Source organism: Methylobacter arcticus, from assembly GCF_050917435.1.
In the GTDB taxonomy this organism is placed as follows: Bacteria; Pseudomonadota; Gammaproteobacteria; order Methylococcales; family Methylomonadaceae; genus Methylobacter_A; species Methylobacter_A titanis.
In genome coordinates, this window is the sequence record NZ_CP159583.1 from 2,824,349 (window position 1) to 2,840,596 (window position 16,248).

The 16,248-nt window shown below is 46.5% G+C and carries 13 protein-coding genes and 3 tRNA genes; 3 read left to right on the forward strand and 13 right to left on the reverse strand.

The genetic code is table 11. The features are described from left to right. Positions 1-14: 14 nt before the first annotated feature. The 8 genes from ABXJ76_RS13475 to ABXJ76_RS13510 all read right to left on the reverse strand — a co-directional run bounded on the left by ABXJ76_RS13475 (position 15) and on the right by ABXJ76_RS13510 (position 6,758). Positions 15-91 (reverse strand) — tRNA-Asp (locus ABXJ76_RS13475). 6 nt (positions 92-97) lie between these two features. Then, a tRNA-Val gene (locus tag ABXJ76_RS13480) sits at positions 98-173 on the reverse strand. Positions 174-186: 13 nt separating this feature from the next. Then, a complete protein-coding gene (locus ABXJ76_RS13485; protein WP_432741209.1) occupies positions 187-459 on the reverse strand; it encodes an HU family DNA-binding protein in 273 nt (90 codons plus the stop codon). A gap of 195 nt (positions 460-654) precedes the next feature. Continuing rightward, positions 655-3,087 carry an endopeptidase La gene (lon, locus tag ABXJ76_RS13490; protein ID WP_432741211.1) on the reverse strand — a complete coding sequence of 811 codons (2,433 nt, stop codon included), beginning with the start codon at positions 3,085-3,087 and terminating at the stop codon, positions 655-657. Between the two features lie 159 nt (positions 3,088-3,246). After that, on the reverse strand, positions 3,247-4,524 hold the full coding sequence (clpX, locus tag ABXJ76_RS13495) for an ATP-dependent Clp protease ATP-binding subunit ClpX (RefSeq protein WP_432741213.1): 1,278 nt from the start codon (positions 4,522-4,524) through the stop codon (positions 3,247-3,249). 89 nt (positions 4,525-4,613) lie between these two features. Beyond that, positions 4,614-5,261 carry an ATP-dependent Clp endopeptidase proteolytic subunit ClpP gene (gene clpP / locus ABXJ76_RS13500; protein WP_432741215.1) on the reverse strand — a complete coding sequence of 216 codons (648 nt, stop codon included), beginning with the start codon at positions 5,259-5,261 and terminating at the stop codon, positions 4,614-4,616. After that, a complete protein-coding gene (tig, locus tag ABXJ76_RS13505; protein WP_432741217.1) occupies positions 5,262-6,566 on the reverse strand; it encodes a trigger factor in 1,305 nt (434 codons plus the stop codon). It lies immediately after the preceding gene. Between the two features lie 107 nt (positions 6,567-6,673). Continuing rightward, positions 6,674-6,758 (reverse strand) — tRNA-Leu (locus ABXJ76_RS13510). Positions 6,759-6,967: 209 nt separating this feature from the next. Between ABXJ76_RS13510 and ABXJ76_RS13515 the strand changes: the two genes are divergently transcribed. Continuing rightward, positions 6,968-7,219, forward strand: coding sequence for a hypothetical protein (locus tag ABXJ76_RS13515; RefSeq protein ID WP_432741219.1), 252 nt, complete (start codon positions 6,968-6,970; stop codon positions 7,217-7,219). 11 nt (positions 7,220-7,230) lie between these two features. On the opposite strand, the gene ABXJ76_RS13520 is transcribed toward ABXJ76_RS13515, so the two are convergent. Continuing rightward, the gene (locus ABXJ76_RS13520; RefSeq protein WP_432741221.1) at positions 7,231-8,082 is read right to left on the reverse strand and encodes a radical SAM protein; all 852 of its coding nucleotides are present in this window, start codon (positions 8,080-8,082) and stop codon (positions 7,231-7,233) included. Between the two features lie 74 nt (positions 8,083-8,156). On the opposite strand from ABXJ76_RS13520, the gene fae reads away from it, so the two are divergent. Beyond that, a complete protein-coding gene (fae, locus tag ABXJ76_RS13525; protein WP_432741223.1) occupies positions 8,157-8,705 on the forward strand; it encodes a formaldehyde-activating enzyme in 549 nt (182 codons plus the stop codon). 79 nt (positions 8,706-8,784) lie between these two features. On the opposite strand, the gene ABXJ76_RS13530 is transcribed toward fae, so the two are convergent. The 4 genes from ABXJ76_RS13530 to ABXJ76_RS13545 all read right to left on the reverse strand — a co-directional run bounded on the left by ABXJ76_RS13530 (position 8,785) and on the right by ABXJ76_RS13545 (position 13,620). Continuing rightward, positions 8,785-9,600, reverse strand: a complete 816-nt coding sequence (locus ABXJ76_RS13530) for a formylmethanofuran dehydrogenase subunit C (protein ID WP_432741225.1) — start codon at positions 9,598-9,600, stop codon at positions 8,785-8,787. After that, entirely contained in the window at positions 9,597-10,493 is an 897-nt protein-coding gene (gene fhcD / locus ABXJ76_RS13535; RefSeq protein ID WP_432741227.1) for a formylmethanofuran--tetrahydromethanopterin N-formyltransferase, read from the reverse strand. Before fhcD ends, ABXJ76_RS13530 begins: the two co-directional genes overlap by 4 nt. Beyond that, positions 10,490-12,157, reverse strand: a complete 1,668-nt coding sequence (locus ABXJ76_RS13540) for a formylmethanofuran dehydrogenase subunit A (protein ID WP_432741229.1) — start codon at positions 12,155-12,157, stop codon at positions 10,490-10,492. Before ABXJ76_RS13540 ends, fhcD begins: the two co-directional genes overlap by 4 nt. Before the next feature lie 203 nt (positions 12,158-12,360). After that, the gene (locus ABXJ76_RS13545; protein ID WP_432741231.1) at positions 12,361-13,620 is read right to left on the reverse strand and encodes a formylmethanofuran dehydrogenase subunit B; all 1,260 of its coding nucleotides are present in this window, start codon (positions 13,618-13,620) and stop codon (positions 12,361-12,363) included. A 1,038-nt stretch (positions 13,621-14,658) separates the two neighbouring features. Here ABXJ76_RS13545 and ltrA point away from each other — a divergent pair. Then, on the forward strand, positions 14,659-16,029 hold the full coding sequence (gene ltrA / locus ABXJ76_RS13550; protein ID WP_432741233.1) for a group II intron reverse transcriptase/maturase: 1,371 nt from the start codon (positions 14,659-14,661) through the stop codon (positions 16,027-16,029). The last annotated feature ends 219 nt before the right edge of the window (positions 16,030-16,248 follow it).

The window sequence follows — 16,248 nt, forward strand, 5'->3', positions numbered from 1 at the left end:
GGGCTTTTTTAATTTGGCGGAGTGGACGGGACTCGAACCCGCGACCACCGGCGTGACAGGCCGGTATTCTAACCAACTGAACTACCACTCCAAAGTCTGGTGGGTGCTGAGGGGTTCGAACCCCCGACCCTCGCCTTGTAAGGGCGATGCTCTCCCAGCTGAGCTAAGCACCCGACTAAAGAAATCCTAGTTTACAGCATCTTTTAAAGATTTACCAGCTTTAAATGAAGGAATTTTTGCAGCCTTAATAGTAATCTCAGCCCCAGTTTGTGGATTACGCCCTTTGCGCTCAGCTCTGTCTTTTACAGCATAGGTTCCAAAGCCAACTAAAGCGACTGAATCACCGCTGCTTAATGCTTTTGTAACTGCACCAATAAAGCCATCTAATGCACGACCCGCATCCGCTTTAGTCAATTCAGCAGACTCTGCTATAGCGTCAATAAGTTCCGATTTATTCATTATTCCCCCTTAGGAAGTCATTTTTTAAAATTATATTCTACAAGACCAGCATGATAATTTTTATGCATCCATGGTCAGCGACACAAAAAACTCGGGTATTTATAACAACTGCACTTACGTAGTGTCAAGTATTAACCACCCCGGAGACCATGATTTTTGGGGTTTTGCTATTTTTTAGACAAAACCCCAAATTGATTAATGCGCTGTTAAGCCCTGATTTACTATTTTAACTGCTTCAGTTTCATTTTTTCCTGACTCTTCCACTTCCTTTTTTTCAAACGGAACTGGCATATATTGTAAAGCGACTTCCAATACCTCATCTATCCAATGAACCGGCTTTATTACCAAGTTCTGCTTAATGTTTTCCGGTATTTCAACTAGATCTTTTTCATTCTCAGCAGGTATCAAAACCGTTGTTATACCGCCGCGATGAGCAGCCAGAAGCTTTTCTTTCAAGCCCCCAATAGGCAACACCTCACCTCGCAAGGTAATTTCACCGGTCATGGCCACACAAGCTCGAACCGGTATCTTGGTCAATGCTGAAATAATGGCTGTACACATACCCACACCTGCACTCGGACCATCTTTTGGTGTAGCACCCTCAGGCACATGAATATGTATATCGTTCTTCTGAAACAGTTCATTATCGATACCCAGGATTTCTGAACGACTCCTGACGACCGTCATTGCCGCTTCAATTGACTCCTTCATCACATCGCCGAGCTTACCCGTTGCCGAATGCTTACCTTTTCCGGGAATGACCGCAGTCTCAATAGTTAATAATTCCCCCCCCACTTCGGTCCAGGCCAAGCCGGTAACCTGTCCAATCTGATCCTTCTCTTCTGCAAGACCGTAATGAAAACGCTTAACTCCCAAATAATTATCCAAATTTTCAGGATTAACCACGACTTTAGATTTTCTCGGCTTCAATAATAAATCTTTCACCACTTTACGACAAATTTTCGAAATTTCCCGCTCAAGACTCCGAACACCGGCTTCGCGAGAGTAATAACGAATCATATCCCTGACCGCGTCTTCTGTAATTTGAATTTCTCGTTCTTTAAGACCGTTATTTTTAACTTGTTTCGGAACCAAATACCGAATTGCGATATTGATTTTTTCGTCTTCCGTGTAGCCGGCAATGCGTATAACCTCCATTCTATCCAACAATGCTGGGGGAATATTCATGGTATTTGCAGTCGCAACAAACATCACATCAGACAAGTCAAAATCCACTTCCAGATAATGATCTGAAAAAGTGTGGTTCTGCTCGGGATCCAGGACCTCTAATAAAGCCGACGCCGGATCACCTCGAAAATCGGCCGCCATTTTGTCGATTTCATCTAGCAAAAACATAGGATTGCGCGTTTTCACTTTAGCCAGATTCTGCAAAATCTTACCCGGCATAGAGCCTATATAAGTTCGACGATGGCCACGAATTTCCGCCTCGTCACGCACTCCACCCAAGGACATACGCACGTATTTGCGATTAGTTGCCCTGGCAATAGACTCGCCTAGCGAGGTTTTTCCTACGCCTGGAGGTCCCACCAAACACAAAATCGGCCCTTTGAGTTGTTTTACTCGCTGCTGAACAGCAAGATACTCAAGAATACGCTCTTTAACCTTATCTAAACCATAGTGTTCGGCCTCTAAAACCTGCTCAGCGACCTTTAGATCATGCCGTACTTTAGTTTTTTTCTTCCATGGCACATTGACCATCCAGTCAATATAATTGCGCACCACGGTTGCCTCAGCTGACATAGGTGACATCTGTTTAAGCTTATTAAGCTCAGCATCCGCTTTTGTTTTAGCTTCCTTAGACATACCCGCGTCTTCAATCTTCTTCGCCAACGCTTCAATTTCATTAGGCACATCATCCATATCCCCTAATTCTTTTTGAATCGCCTTCATCTGTTCATTCAGATAGTATTCCCTTTGATTCTTCTCCATTTGCTGCTTAACGCGCACGCGGATTCTTTTCTCCATCTCCAGAAGATCAACCTCCCCTTCCATTAAGGTCATTAAATCTTCAAGGCGCTTTTCAATATCTGCCGTTTCAAGGATAGCCTGTTTTTCATTAACCTTTAAAGTCATATGAGCCGCCATCGTATCGGCAAGCCGGCTTGGATCATCAATGCCGGACAGCGAATTCAACACTTCTGGCGGAATCTTATTATTGAGCTTAACATATTGATCAAACGAATTAATGACCGTCCGCTGCAACACATCCTGCTCTTGCTCGGTTAGCTTTAAAACGTCGAAAATTTCCGTTACGACCGCAGAAAAATAGCTTTCTGTCTCCTTATAGTGCAATACTTTGCTGCGCTGAACCCCTTCAACCAAAACCTTGACCGTTCCATCCGGCAACTTAAGCATTTGCAGGATATTAGCCAGAGTCCCTACCTCATAAAGATCGGCAACATCGGGGTCATCAACTTCTGCTTCTTTTTGCGCAACCAACAATATTTGTTTGCTGTCCTTCATCGCAGCATCCAAAGCATCAATCGATCTTTCCCTGCCGACAAACAGGGGAATGACCATGTGCGGATAAACCACGACATCTCTGAGCGGCAAAACCGGAATCAGTACATTTATTTGTTGTAACTCTGTCATTTTGTGCGTTTCCATAAATGGAACCTTATAACAATTTTCTTGAAAAAGAGATTATGGGGTCGTTAATTAGAATAGCAAGGATGCCACCTCAAAATAGTACCTTTGATTATCTACAGCACAAAAAAAGGGAGCTTTAAAAAAATAAAAGCTCCCTTTATCATCCATCAATAATCTTTAAGACTCCGCAGAAGCCTTTTTCTTTTCGGTTTCATAAACCAAAATAGGCTCTGACTCACCTGAAATAACACCACCATCGACAACAACTTTGCAAATATTATCCGCAGACGGCAACTCATACATGGTGTTCAGCAGAACATTTTCAACGATAGTTCTTAGCCCTCTCGCCCCTGTTTTTCGCTCCATAGCTTTGCGAGCAATTGCAATCAGAGAGTCATCCCGAAATTCCAGTTCAGCGCCTTCCATTTCAAATAAATGCTTATATTGCTTGATTAGCGCATTTTTAGGCTCGGTCAATATTTGCACCAAAGCTTTCTCGTCCAGCTCTTCTAAGGTAGCAATAACAGGAAGACGGCCCACAAATTCAGGAATCAATCCATATTTAATCAGATCTTCCGCCTCGACTTCGGCAAACAGTTGCCCAATATTTCTAGACTCATCTTTAGTTTTTATTTCAGCTGAGAAACCTATTCCGCCTTTTTCGGAGCGATCTTTAATAACCCGATCCAAACCGGCAAAAGCACCGCCGACTATAAACAGAATATTAGCCGTATTAACTTGCAAAAATTCCTGCTGAGGATGCTTGCGCCCGCCTTGAGGCGGAACCGAAGCAATAGTTCCTTCAATCAGTTTCAACAAAGCCTGCTGAACGCCCTCACCTGAAACATCTCGAGTAATTGACGGGTTATCTGATTTCCTGGAAATCTTATCGATTTCATCAATATAAACGATACCGGTTTCAGCCTTCTCTACATCATAATCACATTTTTGCAGAATCTTCTGAATGATATTTTCTACGTCTTCACCGACATAACCTGCTTCTGTCAACGTAGTTGCATCAGCAATAGTAAACGGCACATCCAGTAATCGAGCTAAAGTCTCAGCCAGCAAGGTTTTCCCTGAACCGGTAGGCCCAATCAACAAAATATTACTTTTTGCCAATTCAACGCTATCTTTTTTAGACTTACTACGTAGGCGTTTATAGTGATTATAAACAGCTACTGCCAAAATCTTTTTCGCATTTTCCTGCCCGATAACATAGCTATCAAGCTCTTCTTTTATCTCTTTTGGCTTGGGCAACTCACCGCCACCAAAAGAAAAAGAGGATTCATCCTGTAATTCGTCTTTTATAATGTCATTACAAAGATCTACACATTCATCACAGACATAAACCGATGGCCCTGCAATAAGCTTTCTGACCTCATGCTGACTTTTACCGCAAAAAGAACAATAAAGCAGTTTGTCATCATCTTTGCTATTTTTGTCATTACTCATAAATTAGACTCCCGCAACCATCCAGAGATGATGTTTTTTTACTTTCGATAAAATAAAGAATATAGCGAAATACAAAAGAATACTAACCGTTATTTCTCAGCAACAGCTGTTCGGCTCGACAATACTTGATCAATCAAACCATACTTAACAGAATCATTTGCACTTAAGAAGTTATCTCTGTCTGTGTCCTGCCGAACCTTTTCTATAGATTGGCCGGTATGATCAGCAAGAATTTTATTCAATTTTTCTCTGATTGACAGAATTTCTTTGGCATGAATATCAAAATCGGAAGCCTGTCCCTGAAAACCGCCCAATGGCTGATGAATCATCATTCTTGAGTGAGGCAAACAATACCGCTTGCCTTTTGCTCCACCCGTCAGAAGCAGCGCTCCCATACTGGCAGCTTGTCCAATACACATAGTACTGACATCAGGCTTAATAAACTGCATCGTGTCATAAATTGACATACCAGCAGTCACTGACCCACCTGGCGAATTGATATATAAATGAATGTCTTTATCAGGATTTTCCGATTCCAAAAAAAGCAACTGGGCGACAATTAGATTAGCCGAGTAATCTTCAACCTGCCCCACCAGAAAAATGACGCGTTCTTTCAATAATCTTGAATAAATATCAAAAGAACGCTCACCTCGAGCAGTTTGTTCAATAACGATAGGCACTAACCCACCAGCTGCTTCTGGAGCAATCACTTGATTTTCTATGTACTGGTTATACATTTAAACCCCTTGGCCTTGCTTACTCATCGCATCACTAAAACTTATAGCTTCATCCGACACTTTTGCTTGAGCAACCAGCCAATCGATGGTCTGATTTTCCAAAACCATCTGCCGTACATCGTTCAATCGGCTTTCATCAGAAAAATACCACTCTATAACGTCACTAGGACGTTCATAGCTTTTTGCCATATCTTCAATAGTAGAGCGTACTTTGTTATCGTCCAGCTTGATGTTATTTTTATCAATAATTTCACCCAAGATAAGTCCCAGCGCTACTCGACGCTTTGCCCGCTCTTCAAATAAATCTCTTGGCAGTTTCACATCTTCCGGCTTCATTTTCTGTCTTTTAGCATTCTCGATGTACGGTTTCATCATACTTTCGACTTCCTGATCGACTAATGCATTTGGCACAAGGATCTGGATTTTTTCATACAAAGCATCCATCACTGCATTTTTAAGCTTACCGTGCAATGCCTGTTCGAGCTCCCCCTCCAAATTACTTTTAATATCTTCACGGAAAGCCTCTACCGAACCCTCAATGCCGTATGCTTTAATAAAAGCATCGTCAATTTCCGGCAATATTGGCTCTTCAACGCTAATGACTTCAACTTCAAACTCAGCCACTTTACCGGTCAACTTCTCATTGCCGTATTCTTCTGGAAAAGTTACTTCAAAGGTTTTATTAGCACCCGCCGCGAGGCCGATCAGGTTTTCTTCAAAACCTGGAATCATTTGTTTCGCGCCAATTTCAACAGGATAATTCTCTACTTTTCCGTCCGTAAAGTTCTCGCCTTCGGAAACTCCTGAGAAACTAATGGTCACGCGATCATGTTCCTGAGATGCACGCGCAACAACAGACCAACTTTTCTTTTGCGCTCTCAGTTTCTCAATCATGCCGTCAACATCAACATCTTGAACGGTAGCAACAGGCTTCGACACCTCAATTTGCTCAACACCGTCTAGTGATATTTCAGGATAGACCTCAAACTCGGCGATGTATTTGAAACCTTCGGCTTCATCTTCTGGCTGAATATGCGGATAGCCGGCAGGTTTCAAATCCTGCTCCTTCAATGCCTCGTAATAAGTAGCTTGAATCAGATCCCCGGCTATTTCACCGCGAACCCGTTCTCCATACATTTTCTTAATGACATGTTGGGGCACTTTACCCGGACGAAAGCCATCAATCTTAACTTCGCGTGCTAACGACTTTAAACGTGCCGCCATTTTTTCCTGAACAACTTCTTCAGGCACGCAAACAGTCATTTTTCTGCTTAATTCTGATGTCTTCTCGACAGAAACTTGCATTTCTTTACCTCAGCTAAATTTAAAATAAGAATTTTATAGAACACCGGTAAACGGCTCATGAAATCTGAAAAGTCAGCGATGAATCGCTGACTCTTAAATGAATTGGGTGGTGCGAATGGAGAGACTCGAACTCTCACAGGATAACCTACTGGAACCTAAATCCAGCGCGTCTACCAGTTCCGCCACATTCGCACTTTGAATGAACTTGCAATTATATCCGCAATTATACACAGACAACAAGCTTTAAATTTTAAACTTATCATTCTCAATATAATCATTTACTGTTAACAACAATGCTCTATTACTCACAGTTCTGCTTTTAAGTCGCAATTCAATCTTTGCATATTACTCATATAGATGTAGTATTAATCTGAAGTTAATTTAATGTACAGAGGTGCGACATGAACATTTCACCAACTACCAGCGCAGTTAATCTAATCAATACCGCCCAACATAAATCAGCGGGCGCGGCTCAAGAGATTGCAAAGCTGCCCATACAAGATAATGAAGTCGGCAGCTCAGAATTCAATTCCAGTGACATTATCAAACCCGTACTCAGCTTAAAAGAGGCTGAACTGGAAACTTCGGCCGCCGTTAAATTACTTCAAGCCGATAAAGAGATAACAGGATCTTTGCTTGACATAAAAGCCTAACACATCACTCACTAACACACTGAAACATCAAAACCCAAGAGCCTGATTTCATCAGCGAATGCATTCAGCGCCTCCAGAGACAATCGCTGCAGCCGATCGGCTTCCGGCTGCAGCGATTGTCTTGCAATCGTATACAGCATCACCCCCTTCAGCACGCAGCCCTTTGCTTTAATATCTCTCAGCAAATCAAGAAAAGCATTTTTTTCTTTCAGGGACAAACCCTGTTTATTGTAATCCAATAAACAGGTTTGTAGCTTTGTTGAACACAGCTTTGCCGAAATCAACAGATTATCGACGCTCGCCTGACAACTCTGCCCGGCATTATTCGTTAGAGCCCTCCCCTCTTCCGTAGCGCTATCCAACTTAAACCAGACTTCTCCGCCATATTCCTGTAATTTCTTCAGACCACCTTGAACATTAGGACGATGCATCAAGCTACCATTGGTAATCAACACAAACTTACTCTGCGGCAAAATTCCGACTTCTGTCGCCACCTCACCAATTAAAGCCACAGCCTTATCAAAATCTTTTAAACTGGTCGGCTCACCATTACCGGATATGGCAATATCCTTAATGATCCGTTTATCTTCATCGACCTGAAAGCGCTGATAAAAATCACCGTTAAGCACATCATCAAGAAAGCATCTCAATTCCTGCTCCAGCAGCTGAAAGTCCATTTTCGGGGCTGTACCCACCTTAAGACCAGGTACCTGGCAATAAATACAGCGCCAATTACAGGCATTGTTAGGATTGAAATTAATGCCGATTGACAAGCCGCCTGCTCGCCTGGAAACCACCGGATACACGTACTTTAACCCGACAACATCGCGACTATGATTGCTTGCTGTTAATGTCGAAGCCATAACTCTACTCAGAAATAATCCAAATTATGCTATTCTACGTTTTTCTCTATTTTTAATTTGGAGTTTTTGAAGTTATGAGCGAAAGAATCATATTCCGCACCGGTGAAGCGCTGGTTGCAGGCGGCCCAGCGGGTACCGCAGCAGAACCTGAAGTCATTATCGGCGAACTTGATGGCCCTGTCGGCGTTGCGCTGGCAACATTGACCGGCAATCAAGCTAAAGGCCACTCCAAAGTCTTTGCTCTGTTAAATACGGATATTCAAGTGCGCCCCGTAACACTGATGGTCAGCAAGGTAACGGTCAACAACAGCCGCTACACCAATATTCTAATGGGCACTGTACAGGCCGCTATTGCTAACGGCGTACTAGATGCCGTGCGTGCCGGCGACATCCCAAAAGAAAAAGCCAATGACCTAGGTATTATCTGCTCGGTTTGGTTAAACCCGAGTGTGGCTACAGATGATAATTTGGACCACCAGATTCTTTTCGACATCCACCGTAAAGCCATGGCACAAGCCATTCATAAGGCCATGAATAACACGCCGAATATCGATTGGCTGCTGGAAAACCAGGATAAAATCATCCACAAATATTTCCAGATGGGCTTGGACGGAAAAATCTAGCCCATTCTCATACAAAAAAGTCCCGATTTAACGGGGCTTTTTTTGTAACCGTATCAAATAATCAGGATGATTTAAATTTTCAGCCTATTTTAACCAATACTTCGCCACGCCCCATTTCCGACATATCGCCAGCGTAACGTTGCACCCGGCTAAAGGCCGCAGAACTGTCTGCAAATTTGGAATCAAGCCTTCTAAATGATGCAAACAATATCGGTAAAAATGCCAAGGTATGCGCACCGCAATCATTAAATCTTGCCGACGTCTGCGGTTGATTCCATAACAATAACGTACCCCGGCGCATCGCAAAACCCAAATACCTGCCGGTCTGCCCCATAACTGCAATAGTACCCGCTGTCATTCTGGAGCCGCAGTAATCACCGGCATTACCCTCAATCAGGATATTGCCGCGGCGCATGTGATCACCGGCGCGTTCGCCGACATTACCCTTAACCAGAATCGTTCCGCCTTTCATGCCCATTTTGTTGCCGGGCAAAGCCGCCCCCAAAAAATCACCGGCATTACCGTTAATTTTCAGCAAACCTTTTTTCATTTCGCAAGCAGCATAAAGCCCGACATCCCCCGACACTTGAATCTCGCCGGACTTCATGCCCAAACCCAGATAAGCACCCGCATCGCCTTCGACCGTTATGCGTCCACCATCCAGCTCCTTGCCGATAAAATCAAGCTTGCCGAAACTGTTCTTTATCACAATGTTTTGTGTATCAGAACCGGTAATACCGAATAACTCATCGACGCGGATTTTACGCTTGCCATTCTGCAAGGTGAGCGCTGCAATCTCAGTGAGTTCCAAATCAGCCAGCTTCTGGCAAACCAGCGGAGACATATCCACGCGCTGATCCAGTCGTTGTTTCAGCGTAAAGGTTAAAGCGCTCATGCCATAATCTCCTGTAAGTGAAAGTGGAACGGCCCCAACTTGCCACCGTAATTACCCGCACTAATGCGCTTGATGCCATTCTTCGAGCCTAAATCACAAACCGCCTGAATACCCACACGCATAACTTTAGCTATATCTTCTTTAGTTAAACCGTCGATAACGATTTCCATGACCGATTCGATTTCCGGCGACAGGTCGGTTTTGGTCATGCCTTTTAAAGTCGGACAGAAGGCATCATTGGTTGACGCGCCTAAAGCCGCATATTTTGAACCGACCTTGGAACCGGAACGCACCACACCGCCGGGGAAAGGCATGATCACATTGGGAATTTTACGCATTTCTTCAATCGCCGCCTCGCAGGCCGCTAGCGCTTGCGGTTGCGATTCAGCCAACACCAGAAAGTTGCCTCCGCCTATTGCATCGACTTGACCGGTAGTCGCTTCGGTTAAAAACTCGCCATCCATTACAGGGATCCGCCAGTAACGTTTGCCATCAATGAGCTTAGCCACCTGAAAGCCGTCACCAAAATAACGCAAGTTTTTACCCAAGGCTATGCGTGTACCGCCATCAATGCCTGCAAACAAGGCCGAAGTCGGCGAGGTTAATACGCACTGCCCTGCCCGCGTTTCAAGTTGCTTAGCCAAGCCTTTGCCGCCCATCGCAAAAATCATAATAGAAACGCCAGGGCGACCATCAGGTGTTTCAGATGGATCTAAAACCCGCTCAATACCCGCCTCACAACCACAGGCAATCACCGAAGTGGCAAAGCCGGTCATGGCTTGGGCTGAAATCATCGCCCATTTTTCATTCTGTGCGGTGATGATGGCACGCGTGGCCTTCATCGGGAACGCTTCGGCAAAAGTTGCGTCTATAACTACACCATTAATGATCATGCCACATCTCCTTTAAGCGGATGCACCGTCAAACTGCCGCGCCCATCCTCAGTTATTTCATCATCGCTGATTTTAAAGTTGCCGAGTTTCATAGTCAGGAACCGATCAAAATATTTCTGTAAATCCTTTTCCACCGAGGCATCCCAGTCAGGCTTAACGACATGGGTCGTACCCCATTTGCTATGAATGACCTTGCCGTCAACCACCACCAGCTCGCCGTCCTTGAACACATAATCCGGTTTTTCAAACATCTTCTGCCTGTCAGCGTTGTCTGTGTAAACGGTAATATCCGCCCAATTACCAGCGCCCAAACCGCCGCGATCTTGCAAGCCAATCAGCCTGGCGGCTCCGGCACGAGTCATAATCGCAATCTCCTGCAAGCTGTATTCGCGCTCAATTGATGCCAAGGTGGTCATTTTTTGCGCTTCAGGATGAATCGTGGACAACACCTCGTTACGGAAACTTCTGTCCATCAGCAAGCGTATCAAATGCGGATAACTGGTAAACGGCGCGCCGTTGGGATGATCCGTAGTCAGGAAAATGCGCCACGGATCGTCAACCAGCAGGAAGGTTTCCAGACCGATCGCCCATTGCAGCGCGTTGACAAAATTCTTATCTTTGTATTTGAACGGCACAACGCCGCAACCCGCATCACATTCAATATCCATGGTCACCCATTTATTCGGGCTGGCATGTTTATGATTGGCATGTTGGCGCATGTTGTCGCCGGAAGCTGTTACCGTTTGACCGAACAGAATCTGCCCGACATCGATAGTGATGTTTTTATTTTTGTTGACCGCTTCGGCAATCTCGGCCGCACCCGAGGAAAACTTGAAATCTCCTTCGGTACCATAACTATGAAACTGAATATGGGTTAAATGCATCGGCAAGCCGCCTATGCCTTGAATGGTATCCAGCGTGGTATTCATGTTGCCGGGCACACCCAGATTACAGCCATGCACATGTAATGGATGAGTAATGCCCAGCTCCTTAACGGCCGTCGCCAATACCCGCAGAATATCGCGCGGAGTCACGCCGTAATGGCTGTTTTGCTCATCCAGATCCAGTTTGCGCTGGTTAAATTTAAACGCGCTGATACCGCCGGGATTAACGACTTTAACGCCGATCGCTTTTGCTGCTTGCATCGTCCAGGCCACGTAATCATTGATGGCTTTCTGGTCTTTTTTGGCGGTCAACATACGCAGCAAATAATCATCACTGCCCATCAAAACATACCCCCCCTTATCCAGAATCGGAATATCGGCCATTTCCATATGCGCCTGACGCGCGTTGACCGGCAATACGGCCGGTTCAAAACCAGCGGTATAACCCATTTCTGCATAACGATAGCCGGTCACAAAGGTGCTGGGCATAGCATGACCGCAGCCGGAACGGGTAATATCGGTACGAGCGACCGGATCGGCCCGATGATCTTCCGGCAACAAGATTCTGGCAATGTTGCCTTTACCGCCGCCAATATGCGTATGCATATCAATCGCGCCGGACATCGCCACCTTGCCTGTTAAATCGTATTCTTTGTCGACTTTAAAATCGCCGATGGGCTTGTCGACGATACGTCCGTCCTGAATGTAAATATCCTGTTTTGCGCCATCAATCCCGCTTGCGGGATCATAGACAGCTCCGCCTGTTAACTTTATCAACATACTATTTTTCCGAGTTACATGGATGTAATGAAAGCTTCCGCTCCTGCTCACGCCCCTTACCTACATCCATGTAGGCAATGCAGAAATTGCCTAAGGCCATCGATGGCCTGTAGTAGAGCAATGCAGGAGCAATTGCCAAAAAGCATATTTCTGCAAATTACAAGGAAGTAATAAATGCAGAAAATGCAGAAGCAATTTTCTGCCTACAAAGCTTGTTCAATGGCATTCAGCACGTCAAACGTACTGGGTAGGCCGGATTCGCGCAATTTTTTCAACCGTATCGCAATCACGTTATCCATACGATAAGCGTGACCGGCATGATCAATGCCCGGCGTACCGATAGGGATAAACACATCCGGCTCTTTGGCAAAGGTCATCCCCGAACGACCCAGTACAATAGTCGGCAAGCTTGTTACCGGCGGTACGGCTTTGGCATTAAACGCCTGCACCCAAACCAAAGCATCTGCCTCACCATTGGCCAACAACAAATTGGTATCATTCAAAAAGGGATCATATTCAGGATAGCCACTGGAAAAACGGGTACGCGCCGGATAACCGGTAGTCCACCCGCAAACCTGGTTAGCCGTCTGATCGCCTTCTTTGCCGCCTAACGGCAAACCGGAACTACGGGTATTTTGATTATTAATATCCTTAATCATTTCAGAAACAGTCTGCACCGTTAATTCGGCCTGACCGTAGGCCAACGCGCCGGCTGCCCAGGTCACGACGCTGTAGCGGGCCGCTAGTAATTTGTCGGCAATAGCCTGCAAATCGGCCACCGCAATACCGCCAACTGAATCGACCCGAATCGGGTTACCTTTGACCTGCGCCCTTAATACTGCGACCACATCCGGCAAATCTTCATTGGCGCATTCAAAAACCAGTGCTTTTTGGCCGCTAGGCGAAGTGGAAGCGTTACCGGAAGGCGCTTTGCCTAGGTAAATAACCTCGCGCTTACCGGTATCGTCCAGAAACATGGATTCTTCGTTCCATAGATAACGCTCAAAAAAACGCGGCGAAAAGCCTTCCAGATCGACACCAACCACCAGCAACAAATCGCAGCGGTTTTTGACTTCCGCCAACGTGGTATTCATCCAGCCGGAATCCTGCAAAGCCAGAAAATTATTCCGCGCACCGGTAAAATTCATATTATCGACCACCGCGCCGCTACGATCAGCCAAGGCCAGCAACGCCCGCATGCCGTTCACATCAGTAGCACAGCCGCCAATTACCGGCTGATTAGTATCTTTTAATAACGCTGCCGCCTTAGTCACGGCTACATCCAGACCGACTTCCTTGCCATCGACTCTTGGACGAGTATCGGTAATAGCCTGCTCAAAAGCAGGCGTATTAACCGCACAGCCGTTTTTAATCACCTTAAGCAGTACACCATCAACCTGAATAGTCAGGTCATCGGTGCCGATACCGCAAAAAGGGCTAGGTACTTCAGTTATCTCAGCCATGGAGCTGTCCTTTTATGAGTCACAATGTGGCGTTATTGTGACAGATGACCTCTATTCGTACAACCTTAGCATCTCCCTCGATCAAGCGCCTATATGAGAAGTTACACATTGACGATTAGCTAAAATGTGGGGATTAAATACATTATGATTGTCATGAAAGTGCCATTCGATATTCAAGTTTTTAATTTTTGAGGGGATGATGAAATCTAAATTTTATCCACGAGTAGCGTAAAACCCCGCCGTTTTCGGTAACCGCTCCTGCGTCGCCTAAAGCGCCTACTGTTGGTTCTCTACCTCCTGCATCCATGCAGTCGAGGGCGGGGATGTAAGCGGCCCAGCTTCGTATTTCTCATAGTATTAAATCTTTCCATAGTGTTAAAATGGACCTGTTGCTACCAGAGGACGCTATCGGCTCGCTCCATGACGGCAACTTAGTTTTAAAAAAGACTTCAAATTCACTTTCAGCGAAAACCAAGCAACCAGTGTGAGGTCTTGAATAAGCGCTTAAAAAGTACAAAACAACCGTCGGGCTGACGGGGCTAGTCTGTGAAGTGAGCGATGCAACAATGTCGCCAGCAGCAGAAACCAGTAGGTAATAGCGATATATGCCTGCTCCTGAAGTTACATCAGGAATCCCCTTCCTTCAGGTGGGGGAGGATGTGTGCGCCCAGCATGGGCGCGATCTCGGAGGTGAAAGTCCTCCCGTGAGCTGACCACAGCGAGCGAATGGAAGCGCAACTGCGCAAAGGTGACTGAGCGTGGGAAGGAAGCGTGGAAAGAAACCGTGAGCCGATGAACAAAAATCAGATATGAGGCGCGTCCAATCAAGGCGAGCAGGCACATTACTGCGAAGCTTTTGTGGTCAATGAGAGGTGGCGTAGATCTGGCGGTTGTGCGGGGAAGGATCACGTTCTTACCTGGGGAGATCTCGTTTTACGCCTGAAAGGGCGACGGCGTAAGCCGGGACGAGAAGTCAGCAGAGGCCATAGTAGCTGGGTGACCAGCGAAGGGCCAAACGAGAAGGAGAGCTGAAAAGTTATGAATCTTGGAAATGTACTGCATCAGAAGTCCGGGAAACCGGAGCGGGTCGTGACCGGCAAGGGTGAAGCCCAAGCCGATGCGGCACGCGATGAAACACGTCCGGCGTTTCATAAACAAGAAGGCTTGGGGCGGGAGGACTTGCTTGCTCAGGCTCTCTCGCGTGAGAACATGGCTGCGGCGTGGAAACGCGTCAAAGCCAACAAGGGAAGTGCTGGTGTCGATGGACTGACTATCGGGCAGACTCCGGAATTCCTCAAGACCCATTGGCCACGAATCCGGTCAGAGCTTTTAAACGGGACGTATAGGCCTCAAGCCGTGCGGCGCGTGGAAATTCCAAAACCGGCAGGTGGTACGCGGGAGTTGGGGATACCGACGGTTGTCGATAGACTGATCCAACAGGGCTTGCTGCAAGTCTTGCAGCCGCTGATCGATCCGACTTTTTCAGAGTCCAGCTATGGCTTTCGACCTGGCCGAAGTGCGCATGATGCAGTGCTCAAAGCACAGCAATACGCGCAAGAAGGCTACCGGGTTGTGGTCGATGTGGATTTAGAGAGATTCTTTGATCTGGTTAATCACGACATCCTCATGGACAGGCTTGCCAAACGTATTGCCGACAAGGCCGTTCTACGGCTGATCAGGCGGTATCTACAAGCCGGGATCATGGCCAAGGGTATGGTGATGGAGCGAGAACAGGGGACGCCACAAGGCGGGCCGCTGTCGCCGCTTCTGGCCAACGTGTTGCTCGATGAAGTGGATAAGGCTTTGGAGAAACGGGGACATCGATTCGCCCGATATGCCGATGACTGCAATGTTTACCTGCACAGTCAGAAAGCCGGCGAGCGGGTGCTTCGCTTTCTGAGGAACCTGTATGAGAGGCTGCACCTTCGGGTGAACGAGAAGAAAACCGAGGTGGGTCCGGTATTTGGGCGCAAGTTCCTTGGCTACTGCCTTCGGCAGTGGTCAGGCGATACGGTCAAAATTGCTGTGGCACCCAAGGCGCTCGACACGTTTAAGCAACGCATCAGGCTCATCACACGCCGGGTGGGTGGACAAAGCATGGCTCAAGTGGCTGAACAACTGCAAGCGTATATGCCCGGCTGGAAGGCCTACTTCCGACTGGCGCAAACGCCAACGACGTTCAAAGATTTGGACTCTTGGCTGCGACATCGACTCAGGGCGATTCAACTGAAGCACTGGCGGACTGGCACCACAATCTATCGTGGGCTACGAAAGCTTGGCGCGTCACACGAGTTGGCCCTGCAAACAGCGGGTGGTGGTGGTCGATGGTGGAGTCACAGTGGCTCTGCCTTGAACAAAGTCCTCACGGTGAGCTATTTTGACAGCATTGGCATTCCGAAACTCACATGACCTCAACTTCTCGAACCGCCTGGTGCGGACCCGCATGCCAGGTGGTGTGGCAGGGGCGCAGCTTAAAGCTGCCCCCTATGCCGTTCAACATCCCTGTATTCCCTCAAAACCCAATATAAGCCTTTTCCCGAAAAAACCGGAAAAGCTTCAGCGCTTCCGTGTTGTTCATGCCAAACCAAAAAACTCAAGCATATGTCGGCCGTTAGGTGTTTTTACTAA

Bases quoted from the DNA above. Each gene is read 5' to 3' on its own strand.
- ABXJ76_RS13485 (WP_432741209.1), bottom strand. From the start codon at position 459: ATGAATAAATCGGAACTTATTGACGCTATAGCAGAGTCTGCTGAATTG.
- lon (WP_432741211.1), bottom strand. From the start codon at position 3,087: ATGGAAACGCACAAAATGACAGAGTTACAACAAATAAATGTACTGATT.
- clpX (WP_432741213.1), bottom strand. From the start codon at position 4,524: ATGAGTAATGACAAAAATAGCAAAGATGATGACAAACTGCTTTATTGT.
- clpP (WP_432741215.1), bottom strand. From the start codon at position 5,261: ATGTATAACCAGTACATAGAAAATCAAGTGATTGCTCCAGAAGCAGCT.
- tig (WP_432741217.1), bottom strand. From the start codon at position 6,566: ATGCAAGTTTCTGTCGAGAAGACATCAGAATTAAGCAGAAAAATGACT.
- ABXJ76_RS13515 (WP_432741219.1), top strand. From the start codon at position 6,968: ATGAACATTTCACCAACTACCAGCGCAGTTAATCTAATCAATACCGCC.
- ABXJ76_RS13520 (WP_432741221.1), bottom strand. From the start codon at position 8,082: ATGGCTTCGACATTAACAGCAAGCAATCATAGTCGCGATGTTGTCGGG.
- fae (WP_432741223.1), top strand. From the start codon at position 8,157: ATGAGCGAAAGAATCATATTCCGCACCGGTGAAGCGCTGGTTGCAGGC.
- ABXJ76_RS13530 (WP_432741225.1), bottom strand. From the start codon at position 9,600: ATGAGCGCTTTAACCTTTACGCTGAAACAACGACTGGATCAGCGCGTG.
- fhcD (WP_432741227.1), bottom strand. From the start codon at position 10,493: ATGATCATTAATGGTGTAGTTATAGACGCAACTTTTGCCGAAGCGTTC.
- ABXJ76_RS13540 (WP_432741229.1), bottom strand. From the start codon at position 12,157: ATGTTGATAAAGTTAACAGGCGGAGCTGTCTATGATCCCGCAAGCGGG.
- ABXJ76_RS13545 (WP_432741231.1), bottom strand. From the start codon at position 13,620: ATGGCTGAGATAACTGAAGTACCTAGCCCTTTTTGCGGTATCGGCACC.
- ltrA (WP_432741233.1), top strand. From the start codon at position 14,659: ATGAATCTTGGAAATGTACTGCATCAGAAGTCCGGGAAACCGGAGCGG.